Below are 18,482 nucleotides of genomic sequence, written 5' to 3'. Positions count from 1 at the left end.
GCCAGTAATTACCCGTTCAAAGGGCGATTATTTTTTGTCTTTCACTTCTTCAAACTCAGCGTCGACAACGTCGTCATCTTTCGCGTTGTTTGCAGAAGCATCAGCGCCTGCTGCACCAGCCTGCTGCTGTGCGTGCTGCTGCTGAGCGATTTCCATCAGTTTCTGGGAAACCTGTGCCAGCGCCTGCATTTTCGCTTCGATATCCGCTTTGTCTTCACCTTTCAGAGAAGTTTCCAGCGCGGTCAGTGCAGACTCGATGGCAGTTTTGTCGTCAGCCGGCAGTTGGTCGCCTGCTTCTTCAACCTGCTTACGAGTGCTGTGCAGCAGATGGTCACCCTGGTTACGGGTCTGAACCAGCTCTTCAAACTTACGGTCAGATTCTGCGTTCGCTTCTGCTTCGCGAACCATTTTCTGGATTTCTTCTTCGTTCAGACCAGAAGAAGCCTTGATGGTGATCTTCTGCTCTTTACCGCTGTTTTTATCTTTCGCGGAAACGTGCAGGATACCGTCGGCATCGATGTCAAAAGTTACTTCGATCTGCGGCATACCGCGCGGAGCCGGGCTGATACCATCCAGGTTAAACTGACCCAGATCTTTGTTATCGGCAGCACGTTTACGTTCACCCTGCAGCACGTGGATGGTTACCGCAGACTGGTTGTCTTCAGCGGTAGAGAACACCTGGCTGTGCTTGGTCGGGATAGTGGTGTTTTTCGCGATCAGTGGCGTCATCACGCCGCCCATGGTTTCGATCCCCAGAGACAGCGGGGTAACGTCCAGCAGCAGTACGTCTTTCACATCACCAGTCAATACACCACCCTGAACGGCAGCACCGATTGCTACAGCTTCGTCCGGGTTAACGTCTTTACGCGGCTCTTTGCCGAAGAACTCAGCAACTTTCTTCTGGACCATCGGCATACGCGTCTGACCACCAACGAGAATAACGTCGTTGATATCAGAAACAGACAGGCCGGCGTCCTGCAGAGCAACTTTCAGCGGCTCGATAGAACGGTTAACCAGGTCTTCAACCAGGCTTTCCAGTTTCGCACGGGTCACTTTGATGTTCATGTGTTTCGGACCAGTCGCGTCTGCAGTGATGTACGGCAGGTTCACGTCGGTCTGCTGAGCGGAAGACAGCTCGATCTTCGCTTTCTCAGCGGCTTCTTTCAGACGCTGCATCGCCAGCGGGTCATTACGCAGGTCGATACCCTGATCTTTCTTAAACTCGTCAACCAGGTAGTTGATCATACGGCTGTCGAAGTCTTCACCACCCAGGTGGGTATCACCGTTGGTTGCCAGAACTTCGAAGGTTTTTTCGCCGTCAACTTCGTCGATTTCGATAATAGAGATATCGAAAGTACCACCACCGAGGTCATACACCGCGATAGTACGGTTGCCGACTTCTTTATCCAGACCGTAAGCCAGCGCAGCTGCGGTTGGTTCGTTGATGATACGTTTTACTTCCAGACCTGCGATACGACCGGCGTCTTTGGTTGCCTGACGCTGAGCATCGTTAAAGTATGCAGGAACGGTGATAACCGCTTCAGTTACCGGTTCACCCAGGTAATCTTCAGCCGTTTTCTTCATTTTTTTCAGCACTTCTGCAGAGATCTGCGGCGGTGCCATTTTCTGACCTTTTACGTCAATCCATGCATCACCGTTGTCAGCACCGATGATTTTGTACGGCATGATCGCTTCATCACGCTGTACTTCTTCGTCCTGGAAGCGGCGGCCAATCAGGCGTTTAATCGCAAACAGGGTGTTTTGCGGGTTTGTCACTGCCTGACGTTTAGCCGGCTGACCAACCAGAGTTTCACCATCCTGGGTATAAGCAATGATAGAAGGCGTGGTGCGATCGCCCTCGGCGTTCTCCAGCACACGTGCAGTAGTGCCATCCATAATCGCTACACAAGAGTTGGTAGTACCCAGGTCGATACCAATAATTTTACCCATCTAAACGTCTCCACTAAAAATTCGGTCATCATGTGGTTGTGAATCTGTAATAAGGGCGAAACGTGCGGTTTCAACTACCCTGAATCGTTTTTTTTCAGACTCACCACTGCGGTTGACTACTAAGTGGGGTCGTAACCCACTTCATCAAGGGGGGCATGAAAAATTTTTTTAGCGCAGAAGCAATAAATTTGCCGAAAAAAGGCACAAAACTACAAAAAATGAATAATCGCCAATCAAAATAAATTCATAAAACCGATTAATACGGTGCTGTCATTCACGCAAAAATTTTAATAAAAAGAAAAGATTACGTGAATGAATCGTTTTTATGTCGGCGGTAAAATAGCGCGAAGCCACACACTTTTGCAGCCGTCAAAGAGAAATTCCATGAAATCCGTTTTAACCCTTTCCGCCAGCCTGCTTATGGGCCTGCTGCTGAGCAGCGCCGCGCACGCTAACGATCATAAAGTTCTGGGGATGATTGCTATGCCCCGCAATGCAACCAACGATCTCACGCTCAAAATTCCCGTTTGTCGGGTGGTGAAACGTATTCAACTCACCGCCGATAGAGGCGATATTAACCTTAACGGCGCATCCGTTTACTTCAAAGCTGCGCGCACCTCCAGCCAAAGCCTGAATGTCCCGTCTTCCATTAAAGAGGGACAAACCACCAATTGGATCAACATTAATAGCGACAACGACAACAAACGCTGCGTATCCAAAATTACTTTTTCAGGCCAGTCGGTAAACTCCTCTGACATGGCGACGCTTAAAGTCATCGGCGACGACTAATTCCGCCCTTTTATTCAGAAGCCATAGAAAACATGAATGTCACGTATTTGCATGACGACGATCTCGACTTTCTGCAGCATTGCAGTGAGGAACAACTCGCCACGATTACTCGCCTGTTAACGCATAATGAAAAAGGCAAAGCTCGTCTGTCGAGCGTTCTGAGCCACAACGAATTATTTAAATCGATGGAAGGACACCCGGAACAGCACCGCCGCAACTGGCAACTGATCGCTGGCGAACTTCAGCATTATGGTGGCGACAGCATTGCCAATAAACTTCGTGGCCATGGAAAGCTGTATCGGGCGATTTTGCTGGATGTTTCGAAGCGCTTGAAGCTTAAAGCCGACAAAGCGATGTCCACGTACGAAATTGAACAGTATTTGCTGGAACACTTTCTACGGAATGCCTGGCAAAAAATGGATGCCGGGCATAAGCAGGAATTTCTGCAGGCGGTTGATGCAAAAGTCTCTGAACTGGAAGAGTTACTGCCGCTATTGATGAAGGATCGCCATCTGGCGACTGGCGTTTCTCACCTGCTCTCCAGCCAACTCACTCAGATCCTGCGTACCCATGCCGCAGTGAGCGTCATTGGGCATGGATTGCTACGCGGTGCTGGGCTTGGCGGCCCGGTCGGCGCGGCTTTAAACGGGGTTAAAGCAGTGAGTGGCAGCGCCTATCGCGTGACGATTCCGGCGGTGCTACAAATCGCCTGTCTGCGCAGAATGATCAACAGCGCACAAGCGTGATGCCCATCACAGGGAAAATAATTCATTTTCCCTTCGTTAGATCATAGACAGTGCCCTCTCCCCTGATTATTATGCCGCGCCCCGAAGACAGTGATCGTTATTTGGGGAAACTATTTCACCATTCAATCAATGATGATTTTGAGGAATTATGGGCAACACTAAGTTGGCTAATCCGGCACCGCTGGGCCTGATGGGCTTTGGCATGACCACCATTCTGCTTAACCTGCATAACGCGGGTTTCTTCGCCTTTGACGTTATTATTCTGGCGATGGGCATTTTCTACGGCGGTATCGCGCAAATTTTTGCCGGGCTGCTGGAATATAAAAAAGGCAACACCTTCGGTTTAACCGCCTTTACCTCCTACGGCTCGTTCTGGCTGACGCTGGTTGCGATCCTGATCATGCCGAAAATGGGCCTGGCGGATGCGACCAATGGTCAGTTCCTGGGCGTATACCTGGGTCTGTGGGGCGTGTTCACACTGTTCATGTTCTTCGGCACGCTGAAAGCTGCTCGTGCGCTGCAATTTGTCTTCCTGAGCCTGACGGTGCTGTTCGCACTGCTGGCCGTGGGCAACATTGCAGGTAACGAAGCGATCATCCACGTTGCTGGCTGGGTTGGCTTAGTGTGTGGCGCAAGCGCCATTTACCTGGCGATGGGCGAAGTGCTGAACGAACAGTTTGGCCGTACCATCCTGCCGATTGGTGAAACGCACTAATCTGACGCTATCCCCCCGAACGGGGGGATATTCCTTACAAGCGCTGTAACTCTCCCTGCACGCTGGTATCGCGATGATAAATATCTTGTCGCAGCCAAATCCCCAGTCCTAACCCCACCAGCGATAACGCCAGTACATACCAGGCAGGAGCCATTGGCGACACGCTCATTAACATCGTCACGGCGATTGGCGTCAGACCACCAAAAATGGCGTACGAAACGTTGTAAGAAAACGAGATACCGGTAAAGCGGACTTCCGCTGGAAACGCTCGTACCATGACATAAGGCACGGCCCCCACCACGCCAACGCACAAGCCCACCAGCCCATACAACAGGAACAAATGCTGAGGATGGCTACCGGCCAGATGATAGAAAAACCAGCTCGAACAGGCCAGCAGCAGACTACCGACAATAAAGGTTTTGCTGGCGCCAACCCGGTCGACAATAAACCCGGCCAGCAGACAACCGACGCACAGCATAATGGTCGCGACGCTGTTGGCTTGTAACGTCAATGCTGGCGCAAAGCCATACTGCTTTTGCAACCAGACTGGCGACATCAGGATCACCACCACAATCCCGGCCGATAACAGCCAGGTCAGCAGCATGGAAATGACCACCGCTTTTTTATGTTTGCTCACCACCGACTTCACCGGTAGCTCTTGTGCCAACGCTTTACGCTGCTGCATTTCGAGGAAGATAGGCGTTTCCTGCAGCCAGCGGCGCAGGTACATCGCCACCAGCCCAAACACGCCGCCCAGCAGGAAAGGAATACGCCAGCCGTAGTCATGCACAGCTTGCTGCGTCAGGCTGGTGTTCACCAGCGTTGCAACCACCGAACCCAGCAGAATCCCCACCGTCAGCCCGGCGGTCAGCGTTCCGCAGGCAATGCCAATGCGACGCTCCGGTACGTGTTCCGCCACGAACACCCACGCCCCCGGCACTTCTCCCCCAATGGCAGCCCCCTGCAAAATGCGCATCAGCAATAACAGTAACGGCGCAAGGATCCCCATGGAGGCATAGGTAGGCAACAAACCAATCGCCAGCGTCGGTATCGCCATCAGCAAAATGCTCAGGGTAAACATTTTCTTGCGTCCGACCAGGTCGCCAAAATGCGCCATAATGATGCCGCCCAATGGGCGCGCCAGGTATCCGGCGGCAAAAATGCCGAAGGTTTGTACCTGACGTAGCCATTCAGGGATATCTGCCGGGAAGAAAAGTTCGCCAACAACAGCGGCAAAGAAGACGAAGATAATGAAATCATAAAACTCAAGCGCCCCGCCGAGAGCAGCAAGCGTAAGGGTTTTATAATCCTGGCGATTTAGCGGTCGAGTGTGTTGTGACATAGCAAACCATGAGTCAGTGGAGTAATTGATTATGTCTGTCGATATATGTAAAGCAAAAATTACTATATCGTAAACAATTCAATACTCCACCTTCATTGTTACTTATATCACGAATAGTCTACTTTCAGGCGTTTGTATCGCGTATTGCGCTTTTAGGGCGAAAAGATGCTACAACTGCCGGTGCAGTTTCGACATAAGGCCCATCTAACAGCTGTATACAATACGGTACACTTGCAAAGATACCTGGCACAATTACCTTACCCTCGGCATCTTTCACGCCTTCCAGCGTTTCTTTGATCGACTTCGGCTGCCCAGGCAGATTCAGGATCAGCGCCTGTTTGCGAATCACCCCAACCTGACGGGAAAGGATTGCGGTTGGCACAAAGTGCAGACTTATCTGGCGCATTTGCTCACCAAAACCTGGCATCTGGCGGTCAGCTACGGCCAGCGTAGCGTCTGGCGTTACGTCGCGACGTGCCGGACCCGTTCCGCCGGTCGTCAGCACCAGATGACAGCTCATTTCATCAACCAGCTCGCATAAGGTCTGTTCGATGATCGCCTGTTCATCCGGGATCAACCGCGTTTGCAGCTCAAAAGGGGTCGTAAGGGCTGATGCCAGCCACTCTTCAAGGGCCGGGATACCTTTATCCTGGTAAACGCCGCTAGAAGCACGGTCAGAAATGGACACCAGGCCAATGCGTAAAGTATTCATGATTATTCCATTTAAACAGTCTCGTTAAACAGAATGATACACTGCGAAAGGAAGGACAGACAGGTTTCAGAAGAGGTAGCGTGACCCCAGTCAGGGCCACGCCGAAATGATTACAGCAGATCGCCGATCATTTTTTCCAGTTTACCCTGGTCTACAGCAAACTTACGGATACCGTCCGCCAGTTTGTCTACAGCCATTGGATCCTGGTTGTGCTGCCACAGGAACTCAGCTTCAGTGATACGTGCAGGACGCGCTTTCACTTCGCCAGAGAAGGACAGTTTACGTTCAATAGCACCTTCGCTTTCCGCCAGCTCTTTCAGCAGAGCCGGTGCAATCGTCAGACGATCGCAGCCCGCCAGCTCGATGATTTCGCCGATGTTACGGAAGCTCGCGCCCATAACTACGGTTTCGTAACCGTGCTGTTTGTAGTACTCGTAGATTTCCGTTACGGAAACCACACCCGGATCTTCTGCCGGTGCATACTCTTTCTTATCGGTATTGGCTTTGTACCAGTCAAGAATACGACCAACGAACGGAGAAATCAGGTATACGCCAGCTTCTGCACATGCACGCGCCTGCGCGAAGGAGAACAGCAGGGTCAGGTTACAGTTGATGCCTTCTTTTTCCAGCTGCTCAGCAGCACGGATGCCCTGCCAGGTTGAAGCCAGTTTGATCAGAATGCGATCGTTGCTGATGCCAGCATCGTTGTACAGTTTAATCAGACGTTTTGCTTTCGCGATGGATGCGTCGGTGTCGTAGGACAGGCGAGCGTCAACTTCTGTGGAAATGCGACCCGGGACCAGTTTCAGGATCTCCAGACCGATGTTTACCGCCAGTTTGTCGGTCGCGTCGACGACCTGCTGCGCGCGGTCGTTGCTCTGCTGCTTAGCCCAGGCTACAGCGTCATCAATCAGCTTGCGGTATTCCGGGATCTGCGCTGCGTTAAGAATGAGAGAAGGGTTAGTTGTGGCATCCTGAGGCTGATACAGCTTCATTGCCGCGATGTCTCCGGTGTCGGCCACTACTGTGGTGAACTGACGAAGGGAGGTCAATTTGTCCGTCATGATAGCGATTCTCTTTAAACAGCTTGTTAGGGGGATGTAACCGATCTTCCCTGATGATAGCACGACGCACTCTCAGCGCAACCGCCTGGATTGTCCTACCTGCCGCTCAGCCCTGATTACGCATCCCAAAGCCTGAGATGCGCAATTAAGGGGTATACCTATTGTTATGATAAACTCCCGCAATCAATCTGCTTATAAGGTATATACTGGTCGATAATTGGTAGCGCTTACATGGGATTATTCGCGCTTACCGGCATCAACAAGAGGGATGTTAATGCCTGATTTTTTCGCATTTATTAATGAAATACTCTGGGGATCGGTGATGATCTACCTCCTGCTTGGCGCAGGATGTTGGTTCACCTGGCGCACGGGGTTCATCCAGTTTCGCTACATTCGCCAGTTTGGCAGAAGTCTTAAAAACAGCATCAACCCGCAACCGGGCGGTTTAACCTCCTTTCAGGCTTTATGCACCAGTCTTGCCGCGCGGATCGGCAGCGGAAATCTGGCGGGCGTGGCGTTGGCAATCGCCGCAGGCGGCGCGGGAGCCGTTTTCTGGATGTGGGTCTCGGCAGTCATTGGTATGGCAACCTCGTTTGCCGAATGCTCACTTGCGCAACTGTATAAAGAACGCGATAGCAAGGGACAGTTTCGCGGCGGTCCTGCGTGGTATATGGCGCGTGGGCTGGGTATGCGCTGGATGGGCGTGCTTTTTGCCATCTTTTTACTCATCGCATATGGGCTGATTTTTAACAGCGTGCAGGCAAACTCGGTCTCGCGCGCACTTGCTTTTGCCTTTGACATCCCTCCCCTCTTCTCCGGTATCGCCCTGGCTATCGCATCATTACTGGTCATCGTCGGCGGTATTAAAGGCGTTGCCCGTCTGATGCAATGGTTTGTTCCGGTAATGGCTCTGTTGTGGGTCGGTTGTAGCCTCGTCATCTGCCTTTGGCATTTCGGTCAGCTTCCCGACATTATCATGACCATCGTTAAAAGCGCCTTTGGCTGGCAGGAAGCCGCCGCCGGCGCCGCCGGGTACACGCTAAGCCAGGCCATTGCCAGCGGCTTTCAACGCGGTATGTTCTCGAATGAGGCCGGAATGGGATCTACCCCAAACGCCGCCGCCTCGGCTGCGTCATGGCCTCCGCATCCTGCGGCACAAGGTATTGTGCAAATGATTGGTGTTTTAGGCGATACGCTGATTCTCTGTACGGCCAGTGCGATGATCGTTCTGCTGGCGGGTAATGGCACCAGTTCCATACCCATTGAAGGCATCCAGTTGCTGCAGAGAGCGATGGTCTCGCTGACAGGTGAATGGGGCGCCGGATTCGTCGCCTTTATTGTGATCCTGTTTGCCTTTAGCTCTATCGTCGCCAACTACATCTATGCGGAAAACAACCTTATTTTCCTGAAGCTGGACAATATCCGGGTAATTTGGCTATTACGTATCGCGACCGTGAGCACCGTTGTCGGCGGCACATTACTCAGCTTCCCGCTGCTCTGGCAACTTGCCGACATCATCATGGCCTGTATGGCTATCACTAACCTGACGGCGATTTTACTGCTCTCGCCGGTTGTCCATACCCTCGCCAGCGACTATCTACGCCAGCGTAAACTCGGAGTGCGCCCGGAATTTGATCCGCGTCGTTATCCTGATATCAGACAGCAGCTTGCGCCTGAAAGCTGGGATGAAACGCCGCGTGATTAGCGCGGCAATCGCAACCATCGATCAATTCTGTCCATTTTTTTGCTAAAGTCGCAGTAAATTTCCTGCAAGGACTGGATATGCTGATTCTGATTTCACCTGCAAAAACGCTCGACTACCAAAGTCCGCTGGCAACCACACGCCACACGCTGCCTGAACTGCTGGATCACTCGCAGCAGCTTATTCACGTGGCGCGCCAACTCTCCGCACCGCAGATTGGCAAGTTGATGGGAATTAGCGACAAGCTGGCTGATCTGAACGCCACCCGTTTCCATGACTGGCAACCCGATTTCACACCGGAGAATGCGCGTCAGGCTATTCTGGCGTTTAAAGGCGACGTCTATACCGGGCTGCAGGCTGAAACCTTCAGCGAAGCGGATTTTGACTTCGCTCAGCAGCATTTACGCATGTTGTCCGGGCTGTACGGCGTGTTGCGTCCGCTGGATTTGATGCAGCCTTACCGTTTGGAGATGGGCATTCGTCTGGCTAATCCAAAGGGTAAAGATCTTTACCAGTTCTGGGGTGATACCATTACCGACAAACTTAACGAAGCACTGGAAGCACAAGGCGACAGCGTGGTGATTAACCTCGCATCAGATGAATATTTTAAATCCGTGAAGCCGAAAAAGCTGAACGCCGAACTTATCAAACCGGTCTTCCTCGATGAGAAGAACGGCAAGTTCAAAGTCATCAGCTTTTATGCCAAAAAAGCGCGTGGCCTGATGAGCCGCTACATCATTGAAAACCGCTTAACGCAGCCAGAGCAGCTAACGGCATTTAACAGTGAAGGCTATTTCTTTGATGAGGAAGCGTCAGGGAATGGCGAACTGGTGTTTAAACGCCACGAGCAATAGTGTACATGCCGGATGGCGGCTAACGCCTTATCCGGCCTACAGGTTTTGTAGGCCCGCTAAGCACAGCGCCAGCGGGCACCACCGTTAACCGCGGGTCATCATCAGCTTACGCAGCGCAGCAAAATCAGCAGGCAGGTGATGAGAGAGCAGCGGCAAATCAGCACGCTCCGCCAGCTCTTTTGGCAGAGCCAGAGTAAGCTCAAGAATCTCTTCAACGCTTTCCTTAAACTTCGCCGGATGCGCGGTGCCGAGGAACAAGCCGTACTCGCCAGGATTCAACTGGTCACGCAGCGCACGGTAAGCCACCGCCGCATGCGGTTCTGAGGTGTACCCCATTTCATGCAGCTCGCGCATCGTATCCTGAGTGGTAGCATCGTCAACGGCGGCATACCCCAGCTCATTCAGACGCCAGATTTTACGGCGGAACAGTTCTTCCACACGCGGCCAGTTGTTCGGCTGGCTGACATCCATCGCGTTGGATAACGTCGCCTGCGTCGCCTTCGGCGCCCACTCGCCTTCTGCAAGGAAGCGTGGAACCGTATCGTTGACGTTGGTCGCCGCAATAAAACGCTTCACCGGCAAGCCCAGCGATTTCGCCAGCAGTCCGGCGGTCAGATCGCCAAAGTTGCCGCTGGGAACGGAAATAACCAGCTGGTTACGCGATTCTTGCGGCAGTTGAGCCACAGCTTCAAAGTAGTAACAGATTTGCGCCAGCAGACGGCTGATATTGATTGAGTTAGCCGAGTTCAGCCCCAGCGCTACCTTCAGTTCTTCGTCATCAAACGCCTGTTTCACCAACGCCTGGCAAGCATCAAAATCACCATCAATAGCGACGGTTTCAATGTTACCGCCCAGCGTACAGAACAGTTTTTCCTGTAATGGGCTGATCTTGCCGTTCGGGTAGAGGATCACCACACGAACGTTCGGCAGGCCATAAAACGCATGCGCCACTGCGGCACCGGTATCGCCGGAGGTCGCCGTCAGAATCGTTACCGGTTTGTCGCCGCTGATGTGCGTCAGCATCTGCGCCATAAAGCGCCCGCCAAAGTCTTTAAATGCCAGCGTAGGACCGTGGAACAGCTCCAGACAGCCAATGTCCGCTGCAACCTGAGCAACCGGCGCCGGGAACGCAAACGCCGCGCGCACGCGCTCTTCCAGAATCTCCGGCGAGATCTCGTCACCAATAAATGCGGAAAGGATCTTAGCGCTGCGGCTAACGAAGTCCTGGTTCAGCATCTCATCCACTTCTGTCAGATTGAATTCCGGCAGATCGTGCGGAAAAAACAACCCCTGATTCTTGCCAAGCCCTTGCGTGACGGCCTGCGCAAAGCTGACCTGTTCGTTATGATCTTTCAGATTATAGAGTTTCATTGATTATCCCAGTACCCGTGCGCCTGCCGTGTCCAACCGGCAAATATGAACAAAGCCTTCCTGATTTTGCAGATAATGTTTAGCCAGCCAGTCTGCGACACGCTGCGCCGTATCCGGCTTATCGCACAAGGCGAACAGCGTCGGCCCTGACCCGGAGATCCCGCTGGCCAGCGCGCCGATTTCCGCTACCGCCTGACGCGCCTGGCTGAAGCCTGGCAGCAAGCGGGTACGATACGGCTCAGCAATGACATCTTTCATCAGCTTCGCGGCCAGAAGAGGCTGACGGGAATAGCAGGCATGGATAAACCCAGCCAGATGCCGCCCGTGGGCGATACAGTCCTGACGGCGATACTGCGCAGGTAAAATGGCCCGCGCTTCCGCCGTCGATACTTTAATCCCCGGATACGCCAGTACCCACAACCACTCATCAAAGCCTGGCACCTGCTGGCTGATAATGCCGTTTTCTTCGATCATTAACTGCATACCGCCCAAAAAGCACGGGGCAACATTATCGTAATGAATACTGCCGGAGATACGTCCTTCCAGCTCACCCATGATCGCCAACAGGCGCGTGTCGTTGAGCGGTTTCCCACAGTGCTCGTTCATGGCGACCAACGCCGCCACAACGGAACAGGCGCTGGAACCTAACCCGGAGCCAATCGGCATATTTTTTTCCAGCGTCATCGCCACCGGAACGGTTTTACCCAGCTCCTGACAGAATCGCTCCCAGCACTGATAGACGATATTTTCTCGCGGCTCAGAAGGCAGTTTGTCAGCAAAGCGCCCAAGATTATTCAGACTGAACTGGTCGGCTGGCTCAACAGAGACCACATCACCCAATAGCGAACCGTCTACGGGGGTTACCGCCGCCCCAAGCACATCAAACCCGACGCTCATATTGGCACTGGAAGCCGGGGCATAAACTCTCACCATGTCAGACTCCTAACTTCCATGAAAGGGTACGTAGCAGGTCGGCAAATACGCCCGCCGCTGTTACGTCATTCCCCGCGCCGTATCCGCGCAGCACTAACGGTAACGGCTGATAGTAATGGCTATAAAACGCCAGCGCGTTTTCACCGTTTTTCACTTTGAACAGCGGATCGTTGCCGTCTACTGCATCAATTTTCACGCGACAGACGCCATCCTCTTCAATATTGCCAACATAGCGCAATACTTTCCCCTCATCACGAGCTTTCGCCACCCGCGCGGCAAAGTCATCATCCAGTTGCGACAACTTCGCCATAAAGGTGGAAACATCGCCGGAATCATCAAATTCTGTTGGCAGAACCGGCTCAATGACAATGTCAGACAGCTCCAGCTCACGCCCGGTTTCACGGGCCAGGATCAGCAGCTTACGCGCCACGTCCGTACCGGAAAGATCGTCACGCGGATCGGGCTCGGTATAACCCAGCTCACGCGCCAGGGTGGTCGCCTGGGAGAAGCTCATGCCTTCATCCAGCTTGCCAAAAATAAACGACAGCGAACCGGAAAGAATGCCGGAGAATCGTTGCAGTTCATCGCCTGCACTGAGCAGATTTTGCAGGTTTTCAATAACCGGTAAGCCCGCGCCCACGTTGGTGTCATACAGGAATTTACGTCGCGACTTCGCCGCAGCAAAACGCAGTTGATGGTAGTAATCCATCGACGACGTATTGGCCTTTTTGTTCGGGGTGACCACATGAAAGCCTTCACGCAGGAAATCGGCGTACTGATCCGCCACCGCCTGGCTTGAGGTACAGTCGACGATCACCGGATTGAGCAGATGATATTCTTTCACCAGACGAATTAAGCGCCCAAGGTTGAAAGGTTCTTTCGCACACTCCAGCTCAGACTGCCAGTTTTCCAGATTCAGACCATGAACGTTGGTCAGCAGTGCCTTCGAGTTCGCCACGCCGCACACGCGCAGATCGATATGCTTGTTTTTCAGCCAGGTTTGCTGACGTTTAAGCTGCTCCAGCAGCGCACCGCCCACTCCACCGACGCCAATCACAAACACTTCAATCACCTGATCGGTATTGAACAGCATCTGATGGGTCACGCGTACGCCGGTGGTTGCGTCGTCGTTGTTCACTACCACCGAAATAGAACGCTCAGAAGACCCCTGGGCGATCGCCACGATGTTGATGTTCGCGCGAGCCAGCGCGGCAAAGAATTTCGCCGAGATACCGCGCAACGTGCGCATACCGTCGCCAACCACCGAGATGATAGCCAGACGCTCAGTCACCGCCAGCGGCTCCAGCAGACCTTCTTTCAGTTCGAGATAGAATTCATCCTGCATGGCGCGTTGCGCACGCGCGCAGTCGCCCTGCGGGACACAGAAGCTGATGCTGTATTCAGAAGAGGATTGGGTAATCAGCACCACCGAGATGCCCGCACGCGACATCGCGGCAAAAACGCGTGCGGCCATGCCCACCATACCTTTCATTCCTGGGCCGGAGACGCTAAACATTGCCATGTTATTGAGGTTAGAAATACCTTTTACCGGCAAGTCGTCGTCATCGCTGCTGGCGCCGATCAGCGTACCGGGCGCTTGCGGATTGCCGGTATTTTTAATCAGGCACGGGATCTGGAACTGGGCAATAGGGGTAATGGTGCGCGGATGTAGTACTTTAGCGCCGAAGTAAGAAAGCTCCATCGCTTCCTGATAAGACATCGACTTCAGCAGTCGGGCGTCGGGTACCTGACGCGGATCGCAGGTATATACGCCGTCGACATCGGTCCAGATCTCGCAACAGTCCGCACGCAAACAGGCGGCCAGTACGGCGGCAGAGTAGTCAGAGCCATTACGCCCCAGCACCACTAACTCACCTTTTTCATTCCCGGCGGTAAATCCTGCCATCAGAATCATATGGTCCGCTGGAATACGGCTGGCGGCAATGCGGCGTGTAGACTCGGCGATATCAACAGTAGATTCGAGGTAATGGCCTACCGCCAGCAGCTTCTCAACCGGGTCGATGACCGTCACGTTGTGCCCGCGCGCTTCAAGCAGGCCAGCCATGATGGCGATCGACATTTTTTCGCCACGGCAGATAAGCGCGGCATTGATGCTGTCCGGGCACTGCCCCAACAGGCTGATACCGTGCAGGACGTGCTTAATCTGGGCAAATTCTTGTTCAACCAGGGTTTTGAGCTGAGCCAGCGGGAAACCCGGTTGTGCGGCGGCAAGACCAACTAAAAGCTCTGAGAAAATGCGTTCGGCGTCGCTGATATTGGCTAAAGCATCCTGACCACCGATGGTCTTTTCAATCATCGCCACCAGATGGTTGGTAATTTTGGCGGGGGCAGAGAGAACGGTCGCGACCTGCCCCTGTCTGGCATTGCTTTCCAGAATGTCGGCAACCCGCAGAAAGCGCTCTGCATTTGCCACTGATGTACCGCCGAACTTCAACACTCGCATGGTTTACCTCATTGCCTTTGGTCGAAAAAAAAGCCCGCACTGTTTAGGTGCGGGCTTTTTCTTGTGTTTCCTGTACGCGTCAGCCCGCACCGTTACCTGTGGTAATGGTGATGGTTGTGGTAATAGTGATGCTGATGCGTTTCATGATGTTGTGTGCTCTGTAATTATTATCTGTCTGTCTTGTATTCTTTTAGGGTTAAAGTATCTGCTGACCTAAGTCAATAAATTTTTAAATTGATCGCATTCCGAAACTTGTTCATGAGCCACTGCTTGCCCTTTTACTTTCAACCAATACAGCATGTCCGCCCTACTTGAAACCAAAACAAAACGCTAATTAGTTAATGTTAACCAGCACTTTATTTTGTTATGTTTTTTTCTATATCATGTAAAAAACGGTGCAGCATTGCCGTGTCTCGCTGCCCTAATAAGCCCATTCGCTGTTGCAGCCAGTCGGTGAGTTTGATGTCGTCAGAAACGTTCAGCGTGGCTAATAAACGCAAAACGCGCGCACGCAGCGCCTGCAACTGAAGTTCATCCGTCACCTCACTATTTTTGGCCGGTTGTTGTATTAAACCTGCTAATTGATAGCAATACACCATCACCGCCTGCCCCAGATTGAGTGAAGGGTAGTCAGCCACCATTGGTACCCCGGTAAGGATATCCGCCAGCGCTAATTCTTCGTTGGTCAGCCCGGAATCTTCGCGCCCAAACACCAGCGCGGCGTGATCCATCCACGCGGATTTTTCCTGCAGCAGAGGAACGAGTTCGACCGGTGTGGCGTAATAATGGAACTTCGCCCGGCTACGCGCCGTGGTCGCAACGGTAAAATCAACGTCGTGCAGCGCTTCGGCTAGCGTTGGAAAAACACTAATATTATCAATAATGTCGCCCGATCCATGTGCAACCCATCGCGTTGCAGGTTCCAGATGGGCCTCGCTGTCCACGATCCGCAATTGGGTGAATCCCATGGTCTTCATCGCGCGGGCAGCCGCACCAATATTTTCCGCTCTGGCAGGGGCAACCAGAATAATTGTTAAACGCATTTCGATACTCTTTTAGCCAGTCGGCAGGTAATAATGTGACCCACATCAACATATTACGCAGCGCGAATTTACATATTTTTAACAGAAATCACTGAAAAAGGATTTCGCATCCAATAAAAAATGCTAAACTATTTCCAACCTGTACTATTGCTTTTTATGTTAACAGAAGTTGCATATCCTTCTGTTTATCCATGATAATTTAATTTAAAATGGATAGCATTGGTTGGATTCATTACATTTATTAATTAGCTCGTGCAACTAGTTGTAATATTGCAATTTTGTGATGAAAGCAAACATTTGGATGCGTTGATTTCATCAAACTGTTAACGTGCTACAATTGAACTTGATATATGTCAACGAAGCGTAGTTTTATTGGGTGTCCGGTACGTCTTAGCCTGTTATGTTGCTGTTAAAATGGTTAGGATGACAGCCGTTTTTGACACTGTCGGGTCCAGAGGGAAACTACCCACGACCAAGCTAATGATGTTGTTGACGTTGATGGAAAGTGCATCAAGAACGCAATTACGTACTTTAGTCATGTTACGCCGATCATGTTAATTTACGGCATGCATCAGGCAGGTCAGGGACTTTTGTACTTCCTGTTTCGATTTAGTTGGCAATTTAGGTAGCAAACATGCAGACCCCGCACATTCTTATCGTTGAAGACGAGTTAGTAACACGCAACACGTTGAAAAGCATTTTCGAAGCAGAAGGCTATGATGTATTCGAAGCGACAGATGGCGCGGAAATGCATCAGATTCTCTCTGAATATGACATCAACCTTGTGATTATGGATATCAATCTGCCTGGGAAAAATGGCCTCCTGTTAGCGCGCGAACTCCGCGAACAAGCTAACGTTGCGCTGATGTTCCTGACGGGCCGTGATAACGAAGTCGATAAAATTCTCGGCCTCGAAATCGGCGCCGACGATTACATCACCAAGCCGTTTAACCCGCGCGAACTGACTATCCGTGCTCGTAACCTGCTGTCACGTACCATGAACCTGGGTACCGTCAGCGAAGAACGCCGTAGCGTCGAGAGCTACAAGTTCAATGGCTGGGAGCTGGACATCAACAGCCGCTCTCTGATTGGTCCTGATGGCGAGCAGTATAAACTGCCACGCAGCGAATTCCGCGCCATGCTTCACTTCTGTGAGAATCCTGGCAAAATCCAGTCTCGCGCAGAACTGCTGAAAAAAATGACCGGTCGCGAACTGAAGCCACATGACCGTACCGTTGACGTGACTATCCGCCGCATTCGTAAACATTTCGAATCAACGCCGGATACGCCAGAAATCATCGCTACCATCCACGGTGAAGGCTACCGTTTCTGCGGCGACCTGCAGGATTAATTCGATCCTCACACGTACAAAAACGGCGCTTTATGCGCCGTTTTTCATTTCACCGCTCACCTATTTCCATATACGAAACTTGTCACTCTCATCGGGTTGCGGCTCAGGAAGCGCTTTCGACGTTGGTTTTGGCTGCGCCAGTGAGTGCCAGTCAAGATGACGCGTCAGGAACATCACGCCACACAGCGCGAATAACAGTACGCTGGTGCCAAGCAGTAAAGAGCTGTCCTGTGAACGGAGCAACACCCACATCACGCCATCCAGCGCCAGTAGCGCCGCGGTGAACAAAATACTCTTGCGCCAACCCTGTAATATCGCCTGCAGATACACACCGTTCATCAACGCCCCCACCAGACTGGCCGTAATCCACGCGGCGGTAAAACCAATGTGTTCTGACAACGCCAGCAGCAACAGATAAAACATCACCAGCGATAATCCCACCAGCAGGTACTGCATCGGGTGCAGTCGAAGGCTGGTCATGCTTTCAAGCACAAAAAAAGACATAAAGGTCAGCACAATCAGCAAAATGGCATATTTTGTCGCCCTGTCCGTCAGTTGATATTGATCCGCAGGCGTGGCGACAGCAACGCTAAATGCAGGCATTCCCTCCCAGCCAATCTTTTCACCATCAAAGCGTTCGCCGAGGTTATTGGCAAACCAACTGCTTTGCCACTGGGCATTGAATCCAGACTCACTGATTTCGCGCTTAGCCGGAAGAAAATCCCCAAGAAAATTGGGATGCGGCCAATTGCTGGTTAAGGTCATTTCACTGTTACGGCCAACCGGAACGACGGAAAAGTCGCCGGTGCCGCTCAAATTAAGCGACAGCGCCATGCTGAGATTTTGCGCCGTCCAGCTCGCGTCGGGCAGCGGAATATGGATCCCCTGAGCACGACCAGCCAGCCCCGTTCCAGGCTCCACGGCCAGCGACGTGCCGTTGACCTGTGGGGCTTTCACCACGCCGATACCACGCGCATCCCCCACGCCCACTACAATAAACGGTTTGCCGAGGCTGACATTAGGATGGTTTAAATCACTCAAACGCTCAGCGTTAAACTCGGCTTTCACCGCCAAATCGTTATGCCAGACCAGGCCTTCATAAATACCAATTTTACGCGCTTCAACGTTTTGGCTTCCCTCAACGACCAACGACTCCGGTAACCAGAAATGGATATAGCTGCGCTTACGCTGGACCTCTTTACCCTCCTCCAGCTCGGTATAAAGTTCCGTCACCGGAATGGCAATCAACGGGCCGACCATCTTTTGCGGTCCGCTGGTGCTCTGGCGGATTGCATCTTCAACATCATTGCGATAGTCCGATCGCTCAACGATTATCTGCCTGACCATTGTCAGGGGAATTAACAACAGCAGCATAGCGCCGCCTAAGGTGACGATTTTCCAGAACAGGGGTGATTTCAACATAGCGTTCTCCTTTGCAATACCAGC

The 18,482-nt window shown here is 52.2% G+C and carries 17 protein-coding genes and 1 other annotated feature; of the genes, 6 read left to right on the top strand and 11 right to left on the bottom strand.

Going from position 1 to position 18,482, the window contains the following annotated elements:
- Positions 1 to 27 precede the first annotated feature (27 nt).
- Positions 28 to 1,950: a molecular chaperone DnaK gene (gene dnaK, locus FHD02_RS06880; protein WP_042312465.1), complete on the bottom strand. Its 1,923-nt coding sequence runs from the start codon at positions 1,948 to 1,950 to the stop codon at positions 28 to 30.
- A 384-nt stretch (positions 1,951 to 2,334) separates the two neighbouring features.
- Between dnaK and FHD02_RS06875 the strand changes: the two genes are divergently transcribed.
- The 3 genes from FHD02_RS06875 to satP all read left to right on the top strand — a co-directional run bounded on the left by FHD02_RS06875 (position 2,335) and on the right by satP (position 4,200).
- Positions 2,335 to 2,739, top strand: a complete 405-nt coding sequence (locus FHD02_RS06875) for a DUF2541 family protein (RefSeq protein WP_042312469.1) — start codon at positions 2,335 to 2,337, stop codon at positions 2,737 to 2,739.
- Between the two features lie 32 nt (positions 2,740 to 2,771).
- On the top strand, positions 2,772 to 3,485 hold the full coding sequence (gene msyB, locus FHD02_RS06870; RefSeq protein ID WP_137360215.1) for an acidic protein MsyB: 714 nt from the start codon (positions 2,772 to 2,774) through the stop codon (positions 3,483 to 3,485).
- Between the two features lie 148 nt (positions 3,486 to 3,633).
- Complete coding sequence (gene satP, locus FHD02_RS06865) at positions 3,634 to 4,200, top strand: acetate uptake transporter (protein WP_042312473.1); 567 nt, start codon at positions 3,634 to 3,636, stop codon at positions 4,198 to 4,200.
- 34 nt (positions 4,201 to 4,234) lie between these two features.
- On the opposite strand, the gene FHD02_RS06860 is transcribed toward satP, so the two are convergent.
- From FHD02_RS06860 to tal, 3 genes are all read right to left on the bottom strand, one after another.
- The gene (locus tag FHD02_RS06860; protein ID WP_137360214.1) at positions 4,235 to 5,542 is read right to left on the bottom strand and encodes an MFS transporter; all 1,308 of its coding nucleotides are present in this window, start codon (positions 5,540 to 5,542) and stop codon (positions 4,235 to 4,237) included.
- A gap of 124 nt (positions 5,543 to 5,666) precedes the next feature.
- On the bottom strand, positions 5,667 to 6,254 hold the full coding sequence (mog, locus tag FHD02_RS06855) for a molybdopterin adenylyltransferase (protein ID WP_038637056.1): 588 nt from the start codon (positions 6,252 to 6,254) through the stop codon (positions 5,667 to 5,669).
- 110 nt (positions 6,255 to 6,364) lie between these two features.
- A complete protein-coding gene (gene tal / locus FHD02_RS06850) occupies positions 6,365 to 7,318 on the bottom strand; it encodes a transaldolase (protein WP_005124064.1) in 954 nt (317 codons plus the stop codon).
- A gap of 274 nt (positions 7,319 to 7,592) precedes the next feature.
- Between tal and FHD02_RS06845 the strand changes: the two genes are divergently transcribed.
- Positions 7,593 to 9,023, top strand: a complete 1,431-nt coding sequence (locus FHD02_RS06845) for a sodium:alanine symporter family protein (protein WP_137360213.1) — start codon at positions 7,593 to 7,595, stop codon at positions 9,021 to 9,023.
- A gap of 77 nt (positions 9,024 to 9,100) precedes the next feature.
- On the top strand, positions 9,101 to 9,874 hold the full coding sequence (gene yaaA / locus FHD02_RS06840) for a peroxide stress protein YaaA (RefSeq protein WP_042312480.1): 774 nt from the start codon (positions 9,101 to 9,103) through the stop codon (positions 9,872 to 9,874).
- 84 nt (positions 9,875 to 9,958) lie between these two features.
- Here yaaA and thrC read toward each other — a convergent pair whose 3' ends face one another.
- The 6 genes from thrC to yjjY all read right to left on the bottom strand — a co-directional run bounded on the left by thrC (position 9,959) and on the right by yjjY (position 16,224).
- Entirely contained in the window at positions 9,959 to 11,245 is a 1,287-nt protein-coding gene (gene thrC, locus FHD02_RS06835; protein WP_137360212.1) for a threonine synthase, read from the bottom strand.
- A 3-nt stretch (positions 11,246 to 11,248) separates the two neighbouring features.
- On the bottom strand, positions 11,249 to 12,178 hold the full coding sequence (thrB, locus tag FHD02_RS06830; protein ID WP_038637046.1) for a homoserine kinase: 930 nt from the start codon (positions 12,176 to 12,178) through the stop codon (positions 11,249 to 11,251).
- Position 12,179: 1 nt separating this feature from the next.
- On the bottom strand, positions 12,180 to 14,642 hold the full coding sequence (gene thrA, locus FHD02_RS06825) for a bifunctional aspartate kinase/homoserine dehydrogenase I (protein WP_137360211.1): 2,463 nt from the start codon (positions 14,640 to 14,642) through the stop codon (positions 12,180 to 12,182).
- Between the two features lie 23 nt (positions 14,643 to 14,665).
- Positions 14,666 to 14,792, bottom strand: a sequence feature (Thr leader region).
- Positions 14,722 to 14,787, bottom strand: coding sequence for a thr operon leader peptide (gene thrL / locus FHD02_RS06820; protein WP_032337689.1), 66 nt, complete (start codon positions 14,785 to 14,787; stop codon positions 14,722 to 14,724). It overlaps the preceding feature by 66 nt.
- Before the next feature lie 206 nt (positions 14,793 to 14,998).
- Complete coding sequence (locus tag FHD02_RS06815; protein ID WP_042312489.1) at positions 14,999 to 15,685, bottom strand: tRNA/rRNA methyltransferase; 687 nt, start codon at positions 15,683 to 15,685, stop codon at positions 14,999 to 15,001.
- A gap of 398 nt (positions 15,686 to 16,083) precedes the next feature.
- The gene (gene yjjY, locus FHD02_RS06810) at positions 16,084 to 16,224 is read right to left on the bottom strand and encodes a protein YjjY (RefSeq protein WP_042998021.1); all 141 of its coding nucleotides are present in this window, start codon (positions 16,222 to 16,224) and stop codon (positions 16,084 to 16,086) included.
- 95 nt (positions 16,225 to 16,319) lie between these two features.
- Here yjjY and arcA point away from each other — a divergent pair, with 95 nt between their 5' ends.
- Entirely contained in the window at positions 16,320 to 17,036 is a 717-nt protein-coding gene (gene arcA, locus FHD02_RS06805; protein WP_001194359.1) for a two-component system response regulator ArcA, read from the top strand.
- 60 nt (positions 17,037 to 17,096) lie between these two features.
- Here arcA and creD read toward each other — a convergent pair whose 3' ends face one another.
- Entirely contained in the window at positions 17,097 to 18,458 is a 1,362-nt protein-coding gene (creD, locus tag FHD02_RS06800) for a cell envelope integrity protein CreD (RefSeq protein WP_220393735.1), read from the bottom strand.
- Positions 18,459 to 18,482: the final 24 nt, after the last annotated feature.

It is taken from the genome of Citrobacter sp. EC_71 (assembly GCF_019584005.1).
In the GTDB taxonomy this organism is placed as follows: Bacteria; Pseudomonadota; Gammaproteobacteria; order Enterobacterales; family Enterobacteriaceae; genus Citrobacter; species Citrobacter werkmanii.
Note: the sequence above shows the minus strand (reverse complement) of the source record. Positions and strands in the feature narration are given on the sequence as shown.